Source organism: Stenotrophomonas sp. BIGb0135 (assembly GCF_024810105.1).
GTDB classification, from domain to species: Bacteria; Pseudomonadota; Gammaproteobacteria; order Xanthomonadales; family Xanthomonadaceae; genus Stenotrophomonas; species Stenotrophomonas maltophilia_AB.
This window is the reverse complement of record NZ_JANUDX010000001.1, coordinates 270,100-291,319: the sequence shown is the minus strand read 5'-3', so window position 1 is coordinate 291,319 and position 21,220 is coordinate 270,100. Positions and strand designations below refer to the sequence as shown.

Annotated in this window: 22 protein-coding genes; 16 read left to right on the top strand and 6 right to left on the bottom strand. The window is 64.6% G+C overall.

The features are described from left to right. Positions 1-41 precede the first annotated feature (41 nt). Positions 42-1,898 carry a M91 family zinc metallopeptidase gene (locus M2421_RS01255; RefSeq protein WP_259202726.1) on the top strand — a complete coding sequence of 619 codons (1,857 nt, stop codon included), beginning with the start codon at positions 42-44 and terminating at the stop codon, positions 1,896-1,898. A 158-nt stretch (positions 1,899-2,056) separates the two neighbouring features. Further along, positions 2,057-2,596, top strand: a complete 540-nt coding sequence (locus M2421_RS01250; RefSeq protein ID WP_259202725.1) for a hypothetical protein — start codon at positions 2,057-2,059, stop codon at positions 2,594-2,596. Between the two features lie 19 nt (positions 2,597-2,615). On the opposite strand, the gene M2421_RS01245 is transcribed toward M2421_RS01250, so the two are convergent. Both M2421_RS01245 and M2421_RS01240 read right to left on the bottom strand, forming a co-directional pair. Beyond that, the gene (locus M2421_RS01245; protein ID WP_259202724.1) at positions 2,616-3,179 is read right to left on the bottom strand and encodes a hypothetical protein; all 564 of its coding nucleotides are present in this window, start codon (positions 3,177-3,179) and stop codon (positions 2,616-2,618) included. 45 nt (positions 3,180-3,224) lie between these two features. Next, a complete protein-coding gene (locus M2421_RS01240; protein WP_259202723.1) occupies positions 3,225-3,524 on the bottom strand; it encodes a hypothetical protein in 300 nt (99 codons plus the stop codon). Positions 3,525-3,793: 269 nt separating this feature from the next. Here M2421_RS01240 and M2421_RS01235 point away from each other — a divergent pair, with 269 nt between their 5' ends. Beyond that, entirely contained in the window at positions 3,794-4,360 is a 567-nt protein-coding gene (locus M2421_RS01235) for a hypothetical protein (protein ID WP_259202722.1), read from the top strand. A gap of 236 nt (positions 4,361-4,596) precedes the next feature. Here the strand turns inward: M2421_RS01235 and M2421_RS01230 are convergent, their stop codons facing one another. Together M2421_RS01230 and M2421_RS01225 are read right to left on the bottom strand one after the other, a co-directional pair. After that, a complete protein-coding gene (locus tag M2421_RS01230) occupies positions 4,597-4,968 on the bottom strand; it encodes a DUF3693 domain-containing protein (RefSeq protein ID WP_259202721.1) in 372 nt (123 codons plus the stop codon). 148 nt (positions 4,969-5,116) lie between these two features. Then, the gene (locus tag M2421_RS01225; protein WP_259202720.1) at positions 5,117-5,833 is read right to left on the bottom strand and encodes a hypothetical protein; all 717 of its coding nucleotides are present in this window, start codon (positions 5,831-5,833) and stop codon (positions 5,117-5,119) included. 41 nt (positions 5,834-5,874) lie between these two features. Here M2421_RS01225 and M2421_RS01220 point away from each other — a divergent pair, with 41 nt between their 5' ends. The 11 genes from M2421_RS01220 (at position 5,875) to M2421_RS01170 (ending at position 12,565) form a co-directional block, all read left to right on the top strand. Next, a complete protein-coding gene (locus tag M2421_RS01220; protein ID WP_259202719.1) occupies positions 5,875-6,084 on the top strand; it encodes a hypothetical protein in 210 nt (69 codons plus the stop codon). Further along, on the top strand, positions 6,077-6,328 hold the full coding sequence (locus M2421_RS01215) for a hypothetical protein (RefSeq protein WP_259202718.1): 252 nt from the start codon (positions 6,077-6,079) through the stop codon (positions 6,326-6,328). Before M2421_RS01220 ends, M2421_RS01215 begins: the two co-directional genes overlap by 8 nt. Further along, entirely contained in the window at positions 6,321-7,412 is a 1,092-nt protein-coding gene (locus M2421_RS01210) for a replication initiation factor domain-containing protein (protein WP_259202717.1), read from the top strand. The genes M2421_RS01215 and M2421_RS01210 overlap by 8 nt, the downstream gene beginning before the upstream one ends. Then, positions 7,394-7,672, top strand: a complete 279-nt coding sequence (locus M2421_RS01205) for a G5P family DNA-binding protein (RefSeq protein WP_259202716.1) — start codon at positions 7,394-7,396, stop codon at positions 7,670-7,672. Before M2421_RS01210 ends, M2421_RS01205 begins: the two co-directional genes overlap by 19 nt. A gap of 4 nt (positions 7,673-7,676) precedes the next feature. After that, a complete protein-coding gene (locus M2421_RS01200) occupies positions 7,677-7,928 on the top strand; it encodes a hypothetical protein (protein ID WP_259202715.1) in 252 nt (83 codons plus the stop codon). Positions 7,929-7,965: 37 nt separating this feature from the next. Continuing rightward, positions 7,966-8,115 (top strand): hypothetical protein, encoded by a 150-nt coding sequence (locus M2421_RS01195; RefSeq protein WP_259202712.1) that lies wholly within the window; start codon positions 7,966-7,968, stop codon positions 8,113-8,115. A 132-nt stretch (positions 8,116-8,247) separates the two neighbouring features. Continuing rightward, the gene (locus tag M2421_RS01190; RefSeq protein ID WP_259202710.1) at positions 8,248-9,201 is read left to right on the top strand and encodes a hypothetical protein; all 954 of its coding nucleotides are present in this window, start codon (positions 8,248-8,250) and stop codon (positions 9,199-9,201) included. Further along, positions 9,201-9,542, top strand: a complete 342-nt coding sequence (locus tag M2421_RS01185; protein WP_259202708.1) for a phage coat protein — start codon at positions 9,201-9,203, stop codon at positions 9,540-9,542. Before M2421_RS01190 ends, M2421_RS01185 begins: the two co-directional genes overlap by 1 nt. Position 9,543: 1 nt before the next feature. Further along, complete coding sequence (locus tag M2421_RS01180) at positions 9,544-10,851, top strand: zonular occludens toxin domain-containing protein (protein WP_259202706.1); 1,308 nt, start codon at positions 9,544-9,546, stop codon at positions 10,849-10,851. 49 nt (positions 10,852-10,900) lie between these two features. Next, the gene (locus M2421_RS01175) at positions 10,901-11,167 is read left to right on the top strand and encodes a hypothetical protein (protein WP_259202705.1); all 267 of its coding nucleotides are present in this window, start codon (positions 10,901-10,903) and stop codon (positions 11,165-11,167) included. Positions 11,168-11,290: 123 nt separating this feature from the next. Then, complete coding sequence (locus tag M2421_RS01170; RefSeq protein ID WP_259202704.1) at positions 11,291-12,565, top strand: HEPN domain-containing protein; 1,275 nt, start codon at positions 11,291-11,293, stop codon at positions 12,563-12,565. Positions 12,566-12,614: 49 nt separating this feature from the next. On the opposite strand, the gene M2421_RS01165 is transcribed toward M2421_RS01170, so the two are convergent. Beyond that, complete coding sequence (locus M2421_RS01165; RefSeq protein ID WP_259202703.1) at positions 12,615-12,983, bottom strand: DUF3653 domain-containing protein; 369 nt, start codon at positions 12,981-12,983, stop codon at positions 12,615-12,617. Between the two features lie 237 nt (positions 12,984-13,220). On the opposite strand from M2421_RS01165, the gene M2421_RS01160 reads away from it, so the two are divergent. Next, positions 13,221-13,484, top strand: coding sequence for a phage protein (locus tag M2421_RS01160; RefSeq protein ID WP_259202702.1), 264 nt, complete (start codon positions 13,221-13,223; stop codon positions 13,482-13,484). Positions 13,485-14,703: 1,219 nt separating this feature from the next. Here the strand turns inward: M2421_RS01160 and M2421_RS01155 are convergent. After that, a complete protein-coding gene (locus tag M2421_RS01155; protein WP_259202701.1) occupies positions 14,704-18,174 on the bottom strand; it encodes an ESPR-type extended signal peptide-containing protein in 3,471 nt (1,156 codons plus the stop codon). 320 nt (positions 18,175-18,494) lie between these two features. Between M2421_RS01155 and M2421_RS01150 the strand changes: the two genes are divergently transcribed. Next, positions 18,495-21,176 carry an ATP-binding protein gene (locus tag M2421_RS01150; protein WP_259202700.1) on the top strand — a complete coding sequence of 894 codons (2,682 nt, stop codon included), beginning with the start codon at positions 18,495-18,497 and terminating at the stop codon, positions 21,174-21,176. The last annotated feature ends 44 nt before the right edge of the window (positions 21,177-21,220 follow it).

The following is a 21,220-nucleotide window of genomic DNA, read 5'->3' as shown; positions in this document are numbered from 1 at the left end:
TCACGCCGCGGCGAGCCCTCGTATATATTGCGCCTCATCACATGGACGAATGGGATGCGCAGATGGCAACGGACGCTTCTACCGCAACGGGAACCTCGGGCGCGGGCGGCGCACCGCCACCGCCGCCGCCGATTGCGGTCAATGGCGCGGGCTCGCCCATCGGCACGCCGGTGATCGGCATGACCCCGGACGGCAAGCCGACCCGTAGTGACCTGCTGTACGACAACGGGCGAACCGGAGACGACCAGGTCCGCATCACCCGCGAGCGGGTGACCGGCGGCAACCAGTTCGACGATGTCATGACCCTGCACACCGGCGACAGGGACGATGACATCCGATTGAGCCAGCGTCCCGATGGGGTGCTGGCCGCGACCGTCAACGGCCAGGCCTATGAACTGACCCTGGGCCGCGACCAGGAACTGGGCGTGCGCAGCAACGGCGGCAACGACCGCATCATTGCCAGCAACACCACGCCGGCATTGACCGAGGGCGTCGATCCCTTCTACGTGCAGACCGTCGCCAGCGCCGGCACCGTGCGCGTGGACATGGACGTGCGCGGCGGCGATGGCGACGATGTGATCATCACCGGCTCCGGCAATGATCGCGTCGACGGAGGCCGCGGCGACGACACGATCCTCACCGGCAACGGCCGCGATGACGTGTCCGGCGGCGCTGGCAACGATCGCATCGATGCGGGGGCCGGCAACGACGTCGTCTACGGTGGCGACGATAACGACCGCATCCGTGGTGGGCGCGGCAACGACGTTCTCGACGGTGGCCGCGGCAACGACGTCATCGATGGCGAGGAGGGTCGCGACGTTCTCTCAGGGGGTCTCGGCAACGACACCCTGCGTGGCGGCGCCGACGTCGACCACATCTACGCCGGGGCTGGCACCGACACCGTGCACAACAGCGGTGGCCAGGACGTGGTGTATGGCAGGGCAGGCGAGGACACCGTGTCGGCCGCCGAGGGCGCTGGCAACCGTGTCGTCGACCCGGGTGCGCATGACCCCTCGCTTGGGTCCAGCATCCTGATTTCCGGGTCCGACAGCTTCCGCGAACGCGTGGAAGCCGACCTGGAACAGATGCGCGGCTCGCCGGCCGGGCGCCAGATGCTGGCCGCACTCGACCAGGCCGCGGCTGCGCCGCCGGTAGGCAAGGGCAACGCCGTCACCATCGCCGAACTGACCAACGAGACCAATGGCGCGGCCGGCGGCCATCCGGCCGGTCCGGGCCAGCCGCTACAGATGCACGATGACATGTTCCTCGAGCCGGATCCGGAAACCGGGGCGATGGTGGCCGGTGCCGGCACGCCGGCGATGGTCCATTACAACCCCAGCTTCCACAGCGATCATTTCCCGGCACCGGGCGTGATCCTCCAGCACGAGTTGTCGCATGCCTACAACGTGGTCAACGGCACCCTGCAACCGGACATGTACCGGGGCGCCGACACCGACGGCCGCAGTGGTGCCGTCGGGCAATGGGAGCGCCAGGCGGTCGGCCTGCCGCACGACGGTGCCAGCTTCGACTTCGACAACGACCCGGCCACGCCGCCGACCCAGGCCAACCCGGCGCCCTTGACCGAAAACGCCGTCCGCCGCGAGATGGGGCTGCCCGACCGCACCGAGTACAGCGTCGGCCCTGGCGCCCTGGTGTCGCCTGGCCAACCGAATGCCGCGCCGGCCAGCGCCCACCCGCACACGCATGGCGCCCACCTTGACGCATTGTTCGACGCCTCCCGACGCGGCGATGACGCAGCCCTCGGCAAGGCCCTGGAGGGCCTGATGGACAGCGACGCAGGCCGCCAGTTCCAACAGCAGATGGACGCCGCTGCCGAACGTGGGGCGCCCGTACCGGAACACGCGCAGGGCCGCGCCGAGCCCGTCCTGGAACGCTGAGCACCTGCATGCATCGCTCCCACCAACCTGCACCTCCCACGCCGCGCCAGCACACTGCCGCACGCGTCCGCCACGCTGCGCTGCCAGCCCTGTTGCTCGCTGCGCTCCTCAGTGGCTGCAGCCACGGCCACACACTCCAAGGAACGGTCACCCCCGCCATGCCGCACGATTCCGCCCCCCATCCGCAGGCCGCGGCAGACAGCCGCCGACTGCTCGCCGTCCTGGTTGCGCAGTTCCGTTACTACACCGAGAACCGCCTGCTCGATTTCCGCTACACCCTGACCAACGACGGCGCCGCCCCGCTTGCCGTATTCGACCGTGGCAGCCTCGACACGTCGCTCGATGCGGTCGGGCCGACCGGGAAGGTGGCGCGGCCGACGATCCGGATCGAGAACGGTGATGTCACGCTGGACTTCCCGGCGCAGCCCACGGGCACGCCCGATGCCCGGCTGCTGGCACTGGAGCTGACCCCGAAGGGCAGGGTGCAGGTGGAAGCATGGGAAACCCTGCCGGGCGCCGACGCGATCAAGCGTGTCCGCCTCTGCATCCCGGTCGCGCCGATGAGCGACGGACAGTTCGAGGGCGCGATCAACGGCAAGGACGGTCCGGTACGCATTGCAACCGCCATCCCCCGGACGCAGCTGCTGTGCAGTGACTGGGTGGATATCGAGCACGGGGCGGCGGACTGGACCGGCTGACGGGCGAACCCCGCCGCGCCTATTTCAGCAGCGAGCGCGCCTGATCAATACGCCACGTCTTGTTCAGGGCAAGCACGACCGCGAACCGCCCACACAGCAGAACATCCGCGTCATTGCCCGGGCGCAGGTGCTGTTCTGCGCCCGGCAGCAATAGGACCTCGACGCCGCCGATGCAATCGCGCCGCTCATACACCCCGGCACTCGCCGTCCGCACGAACGGACCGCTCAGCGCGTGGACCGAAGGCGCCGCGCCAGCGGCGCGCACGGCAGCCAGCAGGTCCACCACGTTCCCGCGCGGCATGCGCCAGATTGCCCGCTCTGGCTGGCCAAACCAGTCAAGCGCCTCCTTCTCGCGAGGAAGCAACGCGCGCACCGGCGGCGTACGACCGAGGGCCGCTGCCGCGCCGCGGCTACGCAGGGCCACCCACAGGATCGCGCCGACGACATACAGCGCACCCAGCAGCAGATACAGCAGCACCAGGCCAAACCACGGCGAATTGTGCGGAATGCCGAACAACATGACCAGAAACACCACGAGCGCTATCCAGCGGGCGGCGCTGCGGCCCGTATCGCCAGCGCTCACGCTCGTGCCCGTGGGTCTGCGGCCAATGCACGCGGCATGCGCGACCTAGCACGGGGCATTGATCTGCCTCCAGCCGTTCTGCACCCGCTCAAACCGGCGCCCCTGTATGCAGCGCTCGTTCTGGCGCAATGGCATGGGGTGCTCGCGCGGCGGCGTCGGCGCGTCCGGCAAAAGCGAGGAGGGCATCGCCTTGAGGTCCGCCTCGAACTGCCGAGTAACCTGTTGAAGCTGGTACCTGGCGTACGCCGCCTCCACGACACTGTGGGCGGTAAGCGCAAGGAAGCCGCCGAGCGCCACCTGCCACCAGATCGTATGAATCGCGTTTGCCGTGCGTTGGTCGTCCATGTCCCATGCCCAAGAGAAGCCGGCAGCCATTCTAGTGGGTGAACCCGGTTGGGTGCAGGAATGTGCCGCGGAGTGACCTGGCGCCAATGAAAGGCGGGGGTCGCGTCGACGACTGGCCTATGTTGAACGGCTGCGGCGTATGCAGGCAGAGCGGGTTGTGCAGGCGGTGAGGGTGCAGAATCGCTACGCTGGCGAATAGCAGGAAAGGCAGGGCATTGATTTCTTTCTTGGCTGCTGCAATAACCACTGCTCGATACAGGGGAGCGAAGATGAGCATTTCACCCACCGAAAGTGAAAAGGCGGCCGCCCTGGTAATTTGCAGGGCGGCAGCGTTCAGCGTGGCGAAGGAAGCAGGGCAATTCTCTGGTTGGATTACGGGCGGCTGCGCCGCCGCCTTCGCCCTCGTGCTCTCCAATTCAGATCGTATGACGCCCGTCGTGGGCAGCGGCGTTCTGCCACTCTTAAACATCCTTGGCCTCCTTGGCTTCGGAATAATGCTCGGCTTCTGGGTCAAATATCGTTTGATCAGCCACAATGCTGCTCGGGACGGATACGAGCAGGCTGTTAAAGCATTTGGCAATGAGATGCCTTCACACGTGAACCCTTTGCCACAAGGCGTGCAGCTTGCAATTCTCCAAATATTGCCTTGGCAAGTGCGCCGCAGGATGAGGTCCGAACTCAAGAAACCTCTCGACATAGCTAGCCGGGATACTCTAATTCGCGCAGTTGAGTGGACTAAAGTCCTCTGCATGATCCAAGTCGTGGCAGTGGTGGCATGCGTCGTGTATGTCATCGCCATCGCGCAGGTCGTGACTTTCCAGGCTGTCGGGGTGTAGCCGCTATTCCCGGACAATGTTGCAGCTCAACGACCACCAGGTCACGTCGCAAGGTTCGAGGCTGTGGCCCTCGGGGGTGAACATGTGGCCTGTTAGGTCGATACGGTCGTGCGGGTCCATCTCGCTCATGCTGCAATCTCGTCTTGTTGGGAGAACGAGTAGGGAAGCAAAAGCCGATTCAGAGCTTGATCCAGCGCCAGCGGGAGCCTGCGAACCCCTCCAGACGGGCCGTTACGTCATTTCGCATAATGTATAGAAGGTGCCACATCAAAGCCGCCCACGGCTGCCTGTACTTCGCGAGGCGAGGCGAAGCCTACCCCCAGCGCTAGGGCCATAGCGACCGACGCTAACTTCTGCGCAATTCGCTTCCAAGCCGCTTTCTCGGCCTCCGAATTACTGCGCTCGGCCATAACCAGAGCGGACCACGTTTCGGGGCTGTCACCGATCTCCAACGCCATCTGCTCGATGTACTGGATTTCCGCATTTTTCCCTTGTTTCCAGCTAGAAACCGTCGCGCGGGTCACCCCCAAAGCGATGGCACCAGCGTTGTCGCTCTGGATCTTCTTAACGTGTTTCCAGCGGCAGAAGAGGTCGTAGCTCTGGCTCATGTAAGCACCCGGTTGACACAGTGTCAGCACCCAGCATACATTCGCGCCCTGATGTCAGCACACTGCTGACATCGCCCGTCAGCCGGCCCCTAAGCCGCTAGCGTGGCTTCTAGGGGCTAGAGAGGGGGTGGACATGCGGGATCCGAAGTCATTTGACGTCTATGTGCGGCAGATCATTCTCCTGCATCGCATCGCTAACTCCCGCATGTTGCGCTTCAATCAGACCGACCAGCTCGTCACTCAGGGCCCCGGCGGCGTTCGCCTGTTCGATCAGGTAAGCAATCCAAAGGGTGTCGTCCGTTACGGGGTCAGTTGTAATCTCGGGATACTCATCTCGAAAGCGCGCAGCCATGTCCAGAAAGGCCGCCACGCGTACCTCAAGTTTGTCAAGAACATCCAGAGCGCCTGGATAAAGAACAACCTTCTCCGCGTCGTCCCAGTGGAGGCGCGTCAAGAACTTTTCGGCGACCTCAACTCGTGCACGTGCGTTAAGCAGGGTGCGTTCGGAGTCTTCACGCTCGAAAAAGTCTCCGATCGAGGATCTGCCCCGAGCCGCCGCCGCAGCCCTGTTCTTCGCAATCTTGAGCTTGTTCAAGAGAGCATTATTCTCCCTCCTCAGCGTGCTGCGAACCTCTGCCACGCGTTGCAAGTGCGATTCCTTTGCGTACTTCCACGCCCCATAGCCAATGACCCACGTACCGGCAGCCGCGGCCCAGTCGGAGACGCTGCCAATGTCAAAAGTCTTCGCAGGTTCACCGGTCCACGCGAAGATCAACCAACTGAGCACGGCACCCCAAAGGGCCGCTATCACGCTGACGACCAGCACGTCTCTGACTTCAATCTTCCTTGTGCTCCAGTTCGTCATGCCGCCCCCTCAGTCGGTTTTCCGGATGGGGGGATTCTCGCATGAGCGCCGTCATCTGCACCCTGTGCCTGATCGGCGCATGCATACTGCTGGCCTTTGGGGCCTCCCGGCTGGTTAGCTGGCTGGCGCATCACCGCGCCTCCCAGCGTTCCAGCGCTGCCCGGCAGGCCAATCTTGTTGCCCTGGCACGCGCCGAACTCGCCCAGCGAACCGCCCGCGATCTGGCACGGATCGAGGCGCGCAATGTCTGACGCCCTGTCGTGCATCGCCAGCGACCTTCTGCCGCAGACGGACGGCGTGTTCATCGTGTTCGGGCTGCTCGCCGCCGCTGGCCTTATCGGCGCTGCATGGGGCGCACTCAGTGCCTGGCTCGATGTGCTGCTCGACCGCGCCTACCGCTGGCTGTGGCGAACGCCTCAATGCACGCCCGGCTACTGCTTTTGCCGCCGCACCTGCGTCTGCCTCACTCAGGACGAGGTGCAGCCCCGTGACTGATTCCGCACGCATGCAGCTTGCAGAGAGTGAATTTTGGGCGCGCGGTCGCGCTGCGGCTGAGTGTGCTACTCGCGTAGCACAGCAGTTTTTACCGGCTGGGCCGGTGGAAAGACGCGAAGGGGCAGGGCAGGTTGGCCCGGGGAGTAACACGGGCCAAAAGTGTCAGCAAACCGCAATTATCGACTACCTGACACTTGTGATGCCCCAATCCGCTGTTGAGGATTTTCGTTGCTCCAACATCGAGTTGCTTTTGTTCAAGCTGTTCGGCTTCCGGGGTGAAGTTCGCGCCGGTCCGCTTCGCGAGAAGAACTGGAATTTCTACACCCTGTCCGCCGTCTTGATCGACCGCGAGGGTGAGCTTGTCGGGCGCATCGGCGCTGGCGGCAACAAGGAAACGATCTGCGTCAGCCTGACCGGCGCAGGCTGCAAGTGGGTCAAGAACTGGCGCACCACCTACAAGGCGTCCCAGCAGTTGCGCGCCAAGATCAGCCGCGTTGATTGCGCGCACGACGACTACGAAGGCACCCGCCTGGACGTGCATGCGCTCCGAGAGCGCGCTGCCGCTGGTGACTTCTGCGAGGGCGGCTGTCCACCAAAGCATCGCTTTATGTCCGACGAAGGCCACGGCACCGGCTCGACGCTCTACATCGGCGGCAAAGGCCATAAAGAGCTTTGCGTCTACGAGAAGGGCAAGCAGTTGGGCCTGCCGTCTTCGCCATGGGTGCGCGCAGAGGTGCGCCTGTACGGCAAGCACGTTGACGTGCCGCTTGATGTGCTGCTCGATCCCGGCGCGTACCTGCGCGGGGCATACAGCGTCATGCGCGAGTTGATCCAAGGCGTGTGCACCCGCCTTAAGACGATCCGCAAGCAAGTCGAAGTTTCCGCCAAGGCGGCAGTGAACTGGCTCAACCGGTCCGCTGGCCCCTTGCTCAATGTTCTGCGCGGCGCATATGGCCATTCGTGGTCGGACGTCGTTGAAGCCCTCATCCTCCGCGACGGTCACCCCGGAAGGTTCAGAGGTATCGCCAAGGGTGACGCCCTACACAAATTCGTGAGAGAAGAACTATGCCCATCTGCCGCGTAAAATCCGCCGCCGTCGAAGAAGAGCACAACCAGAAGACCGGCACCATCATCCGTTCCCAGATGGTCGGCCTCGACCTGGGCAACGACTTCGAACTGCCGTTCCGCGTTGGCCTCGGCAAACGCCCGGCCTATCCGGCTGGCGAATACGACATCGACCCCAAGTCCTTCGCGCTGGGCCAGTACGGCGACCTGACGCTCAAGCGTTATGTCGACCTGATTCCGCTGGTGGCCAAGTCGGCCCCGCCGCCGGTCAAGGCCTAAAACCATGGGCCTCTGCGTCGCACTCACTGAGAACGGGACCATCGTCCCCACGGGCCAGCCTGTGGCTGAGTGCAGCGGATATGTGCTGCTCAGCGGCGCAGAGGTTTCTACCGTCGCCTTGATCGCTCAGGCATTCGAAATTCCAGACAAAGAGGTGCTGGCAACGTGGGCGGCTGGTCCGTTCGGGTTGATCGTCTTCCTCTTCGTCGTCGCGCGGGTTGCCGGTTCCGTCGCGGCGGTGTTCCACAAAGCTTGACCGGCATCAACCTCAATCACAGAAAAGGAGCTTCACCATGGGTACGGGCATTGATTTCAGCAACATTCTGACCGGCGTCGACGCGTCCACCGCAGTGACCGCAGTTCTCGGCGCCTGCGCCATCCTCGCGCTGGTGGGCTTCGCCACCTGGGGCGGCAGGAAGGTCGCCGGCTTCTTCGGCAAGTAAGTGAAGCGGGGGAGGGCAACCTCCCCCTTTTCATTTCCGGACACTGAAAAGGAGTTTCGTGATGATCGTCTGCTTGTTCGCTGGTTTCATAAGCGCCCTGTGTGGCATCGCCGTCGCGCTGGGGATCGCCCAGTGACGCGGCTCATCTTTGCCCTGCTGCTGGCGGTCGCCTGCGCCATCGCGGTACAACCTGCGGATGCCCAGGAGGGGTCGCAGGAATGCGGCGACCTTGAGGACGGCTGCGATGAGGGCCGTGCCTACAAGGTGGCTCGCGCCAGTGCAGACGAAGTAGGGCCGATCCTGTGCATGCCCACTCCGGGCTATCCCACCATGACCTACTACGGACCGAAGATCACCGCCTCGTACTCTCAGTCCGGCAACTCTTTCACGGTCGCCGTGTATTGCCGCGTCGGTAGTAGCGCCTTCGTCGCGACCCCCCGATATTTCATGCACTACTTCGTGGGCATGTGCAGCGATCGCTCGTATGAATGGAACTGGAAAGGTGGGCCGACCGCTGCCTCGGTCAATGTCTGCTATCAAGGCTGCATGTACACCAGCGCGCTGGATGTCGACGCGCCCAGCGGCCATATGTTCTCTCCTACCGGCGCGACCTGCGCGGCGGGTGACGCCCCCGAGCCTGTGGAGGTACGCCCCGACGAAGAGGGGCCAGAGTGCGAGGAAGGGGAAAAGGAAGTCGGCGGCATCTGCGTGCCTGATGAGGGCGGCGGCACCAATCCCGGCAACCCCGGCAACCCGGGGGAGGGTGGTGGCACTGATCCGGGCCTTCCCGGCGACTGGGGCGGGCCGCTCTATACCCAAGAGTATTCCACCGGCAATGTCGGCGAGGTCCTGGACAAGTTCAAGGACCGCGTGGCCCAGTCAGAGATATACAAGGCCACCACCGGCTTCTTTGTGATTAACGTCGGCGGGTCCTGCCCGGTGTTTGAGTTGCCCGCAAGCGACTACTGGCAGGCCATGACGCTCGATGTTCACTGCGGCGGCGAGTTCGCCGAAATGCTGACCCTGATGGGCTGGGTCCTTCTTTCCCTTGCTGCCTATCAGGCGGCCAAAATTGCGCTCATGTGATGAACTTACTTCTCACCCTCATGCATGCCGGCTGGCTCGGTGACCTGGGCGAATTCCTGCGCAAGCAGGTCGAGCGCCTGTGGGACGCCATCGTGCTGTTCTTCAAGGATCTCGTTCTCTTCGCCATCGATCAGTCCCTTGAGCTTGTAGCCCGGGTGATTGAGATGCTGCCGGTGCCGGAATTTCTGGAACAAAACAGCCTCAACGCGATGCTGGGCAAAGCCGGCCCGGTCGTCGGCTGGTTCGTGGAGACGTTTCAGGTGGCAGAGTGCTTTGCCATGATTTCGGCGGCGATCACCTTCCGCATGCTGCGCAAAATCCTGACACTGGGGAAATGGTGAGATGCTCGTATTCAACGAAGGTGTGCCGCGCGCCGGCAAGAGCTACGATGCGGTCAAGAATCACATTCTGCCCAACCTCAAGAAGCGCCGCCGCGTGTTTGCGCGCCTCAACGGCCTGAGCCACGAGCGCATCGCCGCGTACCTGGGCATGCCGCTTGATGAGGTGCAGGATCTGTTGGTGCTGGTGGACACCAAGGACGTGTCCAAGCTGTTTGCCTGCGAGAAAGACGCTGAAACCGGGCAGTGGTGCATCCCCGATCAGTTCAAGGATTCGCTCGTGGTGATCGATGAGGTCCACGAGTTCTACGTGTCCCAGCGCCTGCCGCTGCCCGATGCGGTAGAGAACTTCTGGGCGCTGCTTGGCCAGAACGGCGGCGATGCGGTGATCATGACCCAGTGGATCAACCGCGTGCATCAGGCGGTACGCGCTCGTATTGAGCGGAAGAACGTATTTCAGAAACTCACGGCGGTAGGCCTCAAATCGCGGTACCGGGTAACGTTCTGGCACACCACCAGTCCAGGCAAATACGAGAAGGTCGGCGGCAAGACTGAGAAGTACGATCCGGCCATCTATCCGCTCTACCACGGCTACGCGGTGGGTGCGGAAAACACGGAGGTCTACGATGAGGGCGGGACCAACGTGTGGCGCGCCATGGCGCTGCGCGGCATCATTTTCGGCACGGTCGGCCTGATCGGCGCTTACTTCTTCGTCAGCTTCTTTTTCCAAGACGGCAAGGTGGGCGAGGGCAGTGGGAAGGTGCAGGCCGTGCCCGGATCGCGTGCCCTAGGCCCAACCGCGGCGAACCCTGCACCGGTCATGCCGATGGCGCCCAAGGCAGCACCGCCGCCCGATCCGTTCGCCGGCATGACCATCGAGCAGCGATACGTGGCCGAACTGACCAACGTCAACCGCATCCGACTCGTGTTTCGAGCGAGCATGGGTGATCGCGAGGTCGGCATGGTCGAATGGGTGGATAGCTCCGGCAATACGGCCGATCAACTCACCTTCGATCAGCTCATCGCCATGGGCTACAAGGTCAAGATCGCGGCCTTCGGCGTCACCCTGAGCGCCAGGACGTACGAGTCCGTCGCCACCGCGTGGCCACGGCAGGCTCCGCGACGAGAGCCCGAGGCCCGCCTATACCGGCTGGACCGCGAGGGCGGCGGCGCTGAACCTGCGAGCGGAGCGAGTGGGGGCGGCGCCGGCGTCCGCGCATCCACCCAGTCGGGCGGCACCATCATCGGTGTCGCGAACCGTCCGATGGCTACGTTCCCGGAGTCGGTGCAGAACCGATACACGGGCGGCTAATCGTGACGCGTCACGGCCTGACACGGCACCATGCCGGCATGAGGACCCCATGAGCATCTACGGCGACCTGTCCAAGCCACAGCGATCCATCTTGCGCCAGCTCCTGCAGGAAAGTGCCGTGTCGATCGATACGGCACATCGCTGCAGCAACCGGCGCGTGGAGCCTTATTGGGGTCTGCGGTCTGCTGGCCTTATCTGCGTCACGAGCTATTCCATCTGGCACCGCTCGTATGCCTACTTAACCCCAGAGGGACTAGCACTAGTCCGGCAAGTCGCTGCCAACGCCTCCTCGGCGCGCTACAGCCGTTTCCAATGAGGCCCATGCAACTGGCGACACTAGCCCTAAATCCACCCAAAGTCCGGCATCGTCCCTGCTAGCGAAGCTCCATCCTCGACCGCTAGACTCAGCAGAACGCACAAGCAAGGAGCGCAGAGAGCTATGTCAATCGATATCAACCCTGGCTGCAAGGTGCGACTCATCGAGCAACTAAGTTCTGAGCTTAGGGGGGCAAATGTCTATTGCGACGCATTCATCTACGGACACATGTTGCACGGCCTTCGGGATATTCGAAGCCTTCCGGACAAGGGAAATCTAGCCGAAGAACTTCGCCTTTATGTTGGGGAGAGCGCCTTTGAGGTTTTCGTGGCAGATGAGATAAGACGGCATTTCAAAGGACCGGGATTCAACCCAGAGGGCACTTGGTCACCTCTAACATCAGTTCCCGGTTACGAGGACGTCACTCCAATGGCGACGGCTATCGTGGAGAGCTTCTGCACGCTGCCATGGACCTATCACGTTTGTGTAAGGTTGCCTGATGTGTTTAGGGAGCTACTCAGGTTGAATGGGGGACGTTTTCAGCTCTCAGAGAAACACATCATAATTTCGGGCGCCCAGCTCAGAAAAACGCACGAGCTCCCACCTCACGCCAACCCAGGCCTTAAGTTCAATTTCCTCACTGGGACGCGGCATTCCGATGGCTGGGAAGATGAGGCTGGCTATCTGCAGGTCGAGGCACTTGGGTACTACCGGAATGCGTTAACCGAGCCAATTTTGTCCGCGCGCGACGATGTTCTTTCGTTCTTCGGGCTGGGTCTAGCTCTCGGGCTGTTCGTCGACATACCTATATTCGACCTGGGCGCCCGCCCTGAAATTACTCAGCTTTTCGTTCACTGCTTAGAAGAGGGCAGGTGGCAAGGCCCTAGCTTCATCAACCTTGACGAGCAGCACATAGCTGGCATCCAAACGCTGTCCACGCCCACGGAGATTACCGACGATCCAGCCTTGCTCGCCGAGAGGCTGAATCGCATTGGCACGGTATTTACCAGCAAGCTTGGCGAAAAGATCAGGCTGTCAGCCCGGTGGCTGTTCGATAGTCATTGCGGTCGCGACCAACTCCTTGCCTATGTGCAAGCGGCAGCATCTATCGAGATCCTTCTCGGTGACGATGATCAGGATGCCAGCATAGGCCTAACCACGCTCATGGCAAATCGCTGCGCATATCTGATTGCCAAGACGCCGACTGCACGATCAGACATCATCGATGCATTTCGAGAGATCTATAAGATCCGATCTAAGATCGTCCATACAGGCAAGAATCGCCTCAATCGGCATGAGGTGTCGCTATTTCATTACCTACAGCACCTTATTTACTCGGTGATCAACGAAGAGCAAAGGCATCTTGAGCGAGATCATCAGCGTGGGCGAGCGTTGTAGACCCGTTGGCTGCGAGGGGTGTAGGGGCCTTGCCCCTACGGTCAACGCCTCAACCGCGCTTGGGGCGTCGTGGCCCACGGGACATATGGACCACATTGGACGGCTCGGCGCCGGCGCCGGGGTCACCGATGCCCAGCCGCCGTTCTCTGCGAATTCTGACGTACTCGCGCAGGTATACGACGCTGGAATCCATTGTGGCGCAGCGCTTTCCAGAGGGCAGCGATCGCGTCGGCCGCGGCCGGGCTTCCTCCATCATCAAACGCCATTCCCGGGCAATGTTGCAGGTAAGCGACCACCAGGTCATGTCGCACGGTTCGAGGCTGTGACCCTCGGGGGTGAACATGTGGCCTGCCTGAAAGCCAAAACCGGCCCAAGGGCCGGTCAGGTCGATACGTTCGTGCGTGTCCATTTCGCTCATGCTTCGATCTCGTCCTTGTTGGGGGAACGAGCAGGGAAGCAAGAGCCGATCCAGAGCTTGATCCAGCGCCAGCGAGAGCCAACAAAGGCCAGAAGACGGGCCATCATTGATTTCGCATAATGTATATTATGTAAAGTCTCTGATCGCACGGGTGCGCTACTACGGCGGCCTGCCCAAGCTGGTCCTGGCATCGATCTTGCCTGCCAAGGGTCCCAAGGACAAAGCGAGCATTGATGAATGTGTCAGTACCTAAGCGGCCCCTTCGCAGGCTGGAGCCTTCGCGGCAACTACCTTGTCAGCCCGCATGGCGACCCGATGACGCCCGAACGCCTTGCCGGGCTGGCATGGCGTGATCAGATGGAATTGAGGTTGGCCGGATATGCCTCCCGGCGCAAGGCCGAGGCCGGCATGGGAAAAGCTGGTCAGCGCCAGATGGTGAAGGTCGTCGTTGTGGACCTGGGCGAGTTCCGAGAACGACACTTCGGGCAATCTGCTGGATGAGAGCGTCATCGTAGGGGCTGCGCGCCCCTACACCCCGGGCCGGACTACTTGCACGCGTCGAACACCATGTCATCCATCCGGCGGGTCAATTCGAACGACCTATGAATTCCAGCAGCGTTGAACACGGACGCTCGATGCGCCTTTGCCGACTCGCACCGGTCAGGATCACGGTGCTTACTGATCGATATGCCACGAACGCCACTCTGTGCGTACCGATAGGTTGGACGCTCAATTTGTCTGCGCTGCTCTAGCTCCTGCCGAATGGCATCAAGCCGAGCTTGCTGGTACGGATTCGGAGCCTCTGGCGCCGCATTCCAAGACTTGGCCGCTGGCCCGGTCACGCAGGGGTCCGATTGGTAGATTGTGCGGCCGCTCTCGACACACTTGTGCACCTGCTGGGCAGCTGCATCGCCGGAAAGCGCGAAAACCGCCATCAGAATCCATCTGAGTTCCATACCGCCCCCTTGTCCTGCGGGAATGGTATCTAACTCTCGGTCCACTTGACCGTAGGGGAATCCCCTACCCGCCTTGGTACAGGGGCTGTGCGCCCCTGCACCCCGCGCCGAGCCGTGATCCGTCACGTTAATTCCCGGTGTAGCGGTTCTGCACCGACTCAGGGAACGTCGCCATTGGGCGATCCGCCACTGCAATGACCGCACTTCCCGCGGGAGAAACAGGCTGCGCAAACGAGCCGTGCGAGACCGAGGCGGCAGCGACCTGGCCAGCCGGGGAAGGCTCGCGAGGCGCGCGATAGGGGTTGTAAGCCGGCCCGTTGAGGGCGAGGTGCTTGCACATCTCAAGCTGCACCCTGGCCTTAGTTCCCTGCTCGGTCAGGCACGTACAGGTGGTCTCAGGCCCCTGCCCTGACGACATGCAGTAAAGCTCCGGCTGGGACACCACAGAGCGCTCATCAAACACGGGGGCTGACCATGGAAGGGTGGCGATCCGAGGCCTATGGCGGGCAGCGTACTCATCGGGGGAAATGGAGGCCTGCGCCTTTGGGTGTTGCGGCTTTGGCTTGAGGTATGACCAGCCGGCCCACAACAGCAGCAGAAACACGGTGAGCATAGATAGGCCTTGCCACACCTTTGCCGGCACCTTGAACTTGTGGATTGTTGGATCCGGCTACTTCGAGCCTCGCGGTGATCATGTAAGCATGACTTACAAGTGAGGATAGCGGGCGCTTTGCGCCCGTTATCCGATAACTGTCACGGCGTAATCAGTCGCCCAGCACCACGCCCACGCCCACCCGGAAGATCGGGCGGTCGCCACGAGCCGCCGAGACACCGGCGTTGACGTTGACCCGGCCGTTGTCGCTCCAGCGCGACACACCCACGCCCAGCGCGGTCTCACCGCGATAGGTGGCCATGCCGGCATTGAGCACGGACTTGCCCGGCAGGTACGGCGTCACCTGGACCAAGGCAGCTGCACCGGCGATACCCCGGTTGGCCTGGCGGCTGGCGTGGTCGAAGCGATCGTTGACGTTGTCCCACATGTCCTGCATGCGACCATCAGTGTAGGCGTTGGCATCAGCCATGCGCTCATTGAGCTGCGACACATTGACCGCATCGGTGCCCTGTACGCCAGCCGCCACGTTGGTGATCTGACGCTCCCCACCGGCGCGCCCCACCGACACCGTGTCCTCGCGGTCGGCGACCGCACCGGCGCCCAGCGCGACGGCGTTGTTGGCCGAGGCACTGGCACCTGCGCCAGCAGCGACGGCGCCCTGCCCCGTTGCCGTCGCCGGGCCACCATTGCTGGCCACGCTGCCAGCATCAGCCGGGATCACCGTGCTGCCGCCGCCGGCAGAGGCGTCGTAGTAGGGGTTGTCACCACTACCGGCACCGGGATTGTTCTCGATATGGGTGACGCGGTTGTCGATGTCGCCGATACGGTCCTGCAGCTGGTCGCGCAGTGCGGCCACCTGCCCGCCATTGACGGCGTCGCGGCTGCCCGCACCGATGCGTCCGTCGGCAACGTTGGCCAGCACCGTCCCGTTGGCACCGGCAAAGGTGACCTGCGAACGCTGGCTGTCCTGGTCATAGACCACTGCATCCAGGCTCTGACCGGCATCGCCGATCAGGCCGGCGGCCTTGAGCTGGCGCAGGTTGACCGCGTCGGTGTCTTCGCTGCCGTCAGCCACGTGGGTGATCTGGCGTTCGGCACCGGTCGCACCGACGGCGACGGCGTTAGCGCGGTCGGCGATGGAGTTGGCCCCCAGTGCGATGCTGTTGTCGGCCCGGGCCTGTGCGCCCTGGCCCAGCGCGACGGAGCCGGCACCATTGGCCTGCGCACTGGCACCGGCGGCGATCGCACCGCCGCCGGCAGCGACGGCGTCGTCGCTACCGTCATTCTTGCCGCCCGCCTTGAAGTAGCGGGTGTCACCGCCGCGTACGCCATCAATGGCCGCGCTCAGCTGCGCCACGTTGACCGCATCGGTGGTGTCGGTGCCATCGGCTACGCCCTTGAGCTGGCGCGCACCGTCGGTGCCGCTGAAGTCCACGCGGCTGCCGCCGCTGGCGGCTGCCACGGTCACCACCGCATCGGCGGCCGCCTGACGGACCAGGCCAGCGGTACCGCCAGACAGGTTGCCGAGCACGGTGTTGATGGTGGTGATGTCGCCCTCGGTGGTGGTCACGCGGCCATCGAGGGTGGTCAGTGCTGTATCCACGCCGCCCAGTGCATCGCCGACGTTGTCATGCGTGGTGCCCTGAACGCTGTAGCGCGGGCCGGTGACCGTGCCGGTGCTGGCGTTGATCGCCGCCCCGCCGCCGAGGGCGGACACGACCGGACGCAGCTGCTGCACATTGACCGCATCGGTATTCTCGGTGCCGTTGGTGACGTTGATGATCTGGCGGGTACCGTTGCCGATCAGCGGGCCGGCACCGACCGAGACCACATTCTCGCGGTCGGCGACCGACCCCGCGCCCAGGGCGACGGAGCCTTCTCCCGTGGCGCTGGCATTGGCGCCCAGCGCCATGCTGGCCGTGCCCTGCGCCCGTGCCGCGGTGCCGATGGCGATGGCATCGGCCACGCCGGCGTTGGCCAGGCGTCCCAGCGCGACCGCCCCCAGGCCGGTCGCCTGCGCGTCATCGCTGTCGTCGCCACGGCCGTTGGTCTTGACGTAGCGGGTGGCACCGCTCAGCCCGTCCTGCAGGTTGGCGATGTTGGTCGTGTTGTTGAGTACCTGTGCGTTGGTGGCCTGCAGCTGGCCACCATTGACGGCCTGCTGGCTGCCGGCAGCCAGCGCGCCATCGGCCACGCCGTCGAGCACGCGGGCACCGGCGGTACCGCTGAAGTCGACCCGGCTGCCGGCGCTGGCGGCCGCCACGGTGACATCGGCGGTGGCATCGGCCTGCCGGACCAGGCCGACGGTGCCTGCGTCGATCGCGGTGGACAGCGCGCTGACGCGGCCATCGACATTGAGCACGCTGCTGTTGAGGGTGGTCAACGCATCGCCGACGTTGTCGACCGTGGCATCGCCGCCATTGGCCAGGTCGGCCACGGTGTAGCTCGGTGCGCTCAGGGTGCCGTCTGCATTGACGCCGGCACCGCCGCCCAGGGCGGCAGCCGCGCTCGACGAGGCGGCGCTGAGCTGGCCCAGGTTGACCGCATCGGTCGCTTCGGTGGCGTCGGCCACGTTGACCAGCTGGCGCTCGGCGCCCACGGTGCCGAAGGAAACGCTGTCGGTGCGGTCGGCGAGCGAGGCCGAACCGATGGCCACGGCATTGCTGGCCGTAGCCTGGGCCTGGTCGCCCAGGGCGCTGGCATTGGCGGCGGTGACGCGGCTCTGGGTGCCCAGGGCCACGGCATTGATCGCGCTGCCGGTGATTGTGCTTGCGTTGCCGATCGCCACCGAGCCGGTGCTGGCTGCGGCGATGTTGGCGCCCTGCCCGATCGCGGTCGAGGAGACGCTCGCAGCCGTGGCATTCTGGCCGATGGCTACAGCAGACGCCGCCGTGCTGCGCGCGCCGCCACCCACGGCCGTGCTCCCACCGCCGGAAGACACCGCGCCGTAGCCCAGCGCGCTGGCGTTGTTGCCCGACGACTGCGCACCGGCACCCACGGCGAAGGCACCGTTGGCACTCGCGCGCGAGTTGGTACCGAACGCGTTGGCACCGTTGCCGCTGGCAGAGGCGTTTTGACCCACCGCCAGCGAATTCGGGCCGGTCGGGGTCGAGGCCGCGGTGCCACTGCCGTTGAAGGCGGAGATGAACCGGCTGCCATTGGGAATATTGGCAATCGCTTCTTCGTTGCTGGTCACGCGCGCGTCCAGCCCGGTCAGCGCACTGCCGACGTTGGTGTACGTCGCGCCACCCAGCACATAACTCGGCGCGGTGAGTACATCGGCGGCATCCACGCCCGCACCGCCGCCCAGTGCATCGGCGACGCTCTGCACGCTGCCGCGCAGCTGGCCCACATTGACCGGGTCGGTATCGGCGAACACACCGATCGAACGAGCACCTTCGGCAGCGCAGGCAACCTGGATGCCGTGCTCGTCCACGCACGCCGCATCCTCTGCGGCGATGGGTTCACTGGCACCGGCAGCGGCGGCCAGCGACAGCGACAACAGGCCACCGAGCGCCGCGGCGCGACGGGTCGGCTGCTTGCCGCGGCCCTTGGCGAATTCCGAAGCGACGATCCACGTGCCGGTCGTCGCGTTCCTGACAATGCGATAGATGATGTTCATGGGTGTACTCCGTAAGGGACAAGGGCGACGGCACCGGGATGGCGCTGCTGCGTCGGAGTACAGGCTAGGTGGGGGGGCGCGCCGGCCCCATCGGACACGGCCCAAAACGACGCGCAGGTAGCGCAGGCTTCAGCAGCGATTCCCCAATGGATTCAACGCCCTGGCCCGGCGAGGCGGCGGGAATGGGCCCGGTCCTATGGGAGCGGCAGGGAGCGCTCTCCATCCTTTGGCCTCCTCCGCGCACGCCGTCTGGCGTGCCCGATCCTCATCACTGTCGCGGCGCGCGGGCGTCGTTGCCTTGCCCGTTGCCGGAGCCCCTCATGTTCAACGCACTGCGGCGCCTGTACGCCCCGTTGCCTGCCCGGGATACCGGAGCACAGCAGGATGTAATGGCCTTGCACCGGCATCACCGGCGCATCCTCTTCGCCGGTGGCAGCCTGCTGAGCCTGGTCATCGCGCTGGGCATGCTCGCGGCCGTCGCGATGCACGTGGAGCGCTACCACGACGAACGCAAGGCCGCCTTCGGTCGCGCCGCCACGGCGCTGAACACCGCCCTTGCCCAGCGTGATGTCGATCTGGCGCGCCTGCAGAACATGGCTGAATACGCCTGGCGGCATCCGCCGGAGGTGTGGACCAGCAGCTTCGACAGCGACGATCCCGCGACCACGTTCCTGCGCCAGCACGAGCGTGACCTCGCCAATGCCGGCGCCGACAGCGTGCCGCAGATGGTTCTGGGCCGGGGCACCGCAGGATGGGAACGGGCGCGGTTGCAGCGCTACCTGCGCTTTGCCACGGCGCTGTCGATCATCATGAGCGTCTCCAGTACCGATCCGCAGCAGGCCGCTGCCGAACCCGCCTTCTTCCATGACGCGCGTGGGCGACTGATCGTGCTCAACCAGGGCCTGACCGAAGCGCACCTGACCCGGTCGCTGCAGGCGGACACCCGCGACGCGCTGTTCGCGCGGTTGCTCGCCTATGGCCAGCTCGCGCCGCCGACCCACTCCGGTCACACCATCCCGGGGCTGCATCCCTCCCGGGAAGGCGCGCGGGTTCGGCGCGGGATCGCAGCGCACCCGGTGAGCGGGCAGCTTAGCCTCGTGTCGGCGTTTTCAGTTCTCGACGGCGACACCGACGTGGGCACGTTCGTTGCCTTCGAGCCGATTGCGCGCTTCGCTGCCCTGCTGGGCAGTGGCGATGATGGACACCTCATGGTGCTGGCCCCCAATGGCCGGGTGCTGATGGGTACCCGCCCTGCTGCGGCCCCCATCCCGCTGAGCGCGCTGCACGCCGCCGGGCTATGGACACCCGAGCGCGCCGCGCTTACCCGTCACGGCCAGGACGGGTGCTACTACATCGCCAATCTGGTGCATGACACCGACTGGTCGCTGGTGGATGTCTACAGCTGGCAGGACATCCTGCGCGACGGCGGCTGGAATATGGCGGCAATGGTCGCGCTGGGGCTGAGCCTGATGGCCGGGGTCTGGCTGCTGCTGTTGCGCCTGGATCGGCGCGTGCTGGCGCCGCTCATCGCACGCGCCGTGCACGTCTACCAGAGCGAAGCGGTCAACCGCGCGTTGATCGAAATGTCGCCGGTCGGCCTGTGCCTGATCGACATCGAACGCAACCGCCCGGTGCTGGAGAACGAACAGGTGCGCAGCTATGCCGCCGGTGTCGATGGCGCGGGCGAGTCGCTGTACCAGAACCTGGTGAGCGGCTTCGAGGGCGCCCCGATCACCGCCGCAGGCCGCGAGTACCAGATGGCCGTGCCCGATCCGGATGGCGGCCCCCCGCGCGAACTACTGGTGGGCGCGGCCCGGGCGATCTACCAGGACCGACCGGTACTGCTGTGCGCCCTGCGCGACCTCACCGCACGCATCCAGCTGGAAGAACGGCAGGAGCGCGCCCGCATCGACGCGGAGAACGCCAGCCAGGCCAAGACCATGTTCGTGGCCACCATCAGCCACGAACTGCGCACGCCGCTGCATGGCATCCTCGGGCACCTGGAGCTGCTGGCACGGTCAAACCTGGACGACGCCCAGCAGGAACGGCTGTCACGCGTCACCCAGTCGGCCGATGCCCTGCTGGCCACGATCAGCGACGTGCTGGAATTGTCCAGCATCGAGTCTGGCGAACTGGGCATCGACGAGGCCACGTTCGAACCGGCCCAGATGCTGGAGCGGGTGGCGATGCTGTATGCGCCGCTTGCGCTGGAACGCAGCGTGGACCTGGACGTGTCACTGGCCGAATGCACCGGCGCGGTCTACCGCGGCGCGCAGGGGCGTATCGAACAGGTACTGCGCAACCTGGTCAGCAACGCGGTCAAGTTCACTTTGTCCGGTCGTATCGTGCTGCGCGCGAGCATCCGCGAGGAGCACGGACAGACCCTGCTCCGGCTGGAAGTGGCCGACTCGGGCATCGGGTTGAGTGTCGAGCAGTGCGTGCGCCTGTTCGAGCCCTACGTGCAGGCCGATGCATCGATCCGAAAACGGTTCGGGGGCAGCGGTCTGGGCCTGTGGCTGTGCCAGCAACTGGTGGCGCGGATGGGCGGCTGCATCGCTGTGAACAGTACGCCCGGCGTGGGCAGCGTGTTCCACTTCGAGGTGCCGGTGCAGCGGCTGCCGACCCCCTCGGAGGACTACCCGTTGGCGGACATGCGGTTGGCGCTGGTCTCGCGCTCGGCCAACTGGCGGACCGAACTGGTGCGCCGGCTGGAAGGATGGGGCGCGCAGGTCGCGGTGCGCGCCGATCCCGAAGCGTCCGACGACGAACAGGACATGCCGGCAGATGCGGTGATCGTCTTCGAGCGCTCCACGAGCGTGGTGGAGCTGCCGCTGGCGTACCGGAACCACCCCGCGGTGGTGCGCGTGCGCGCAGACGGCCCGCTCACCGCGCAGCGCCTCGCCGATGGCTGGAGCGTGTCGTGCTACGCCAGCGACGCACTGCTGCAGTTGCTGCGTGGCAGGACCCGACCCGCAACGCCTCCCGGCGATGGGCCGCGGTGACGCCGTCGGTGGGGCGCCCTGCGATGGAAATCACAGGCCTGTTG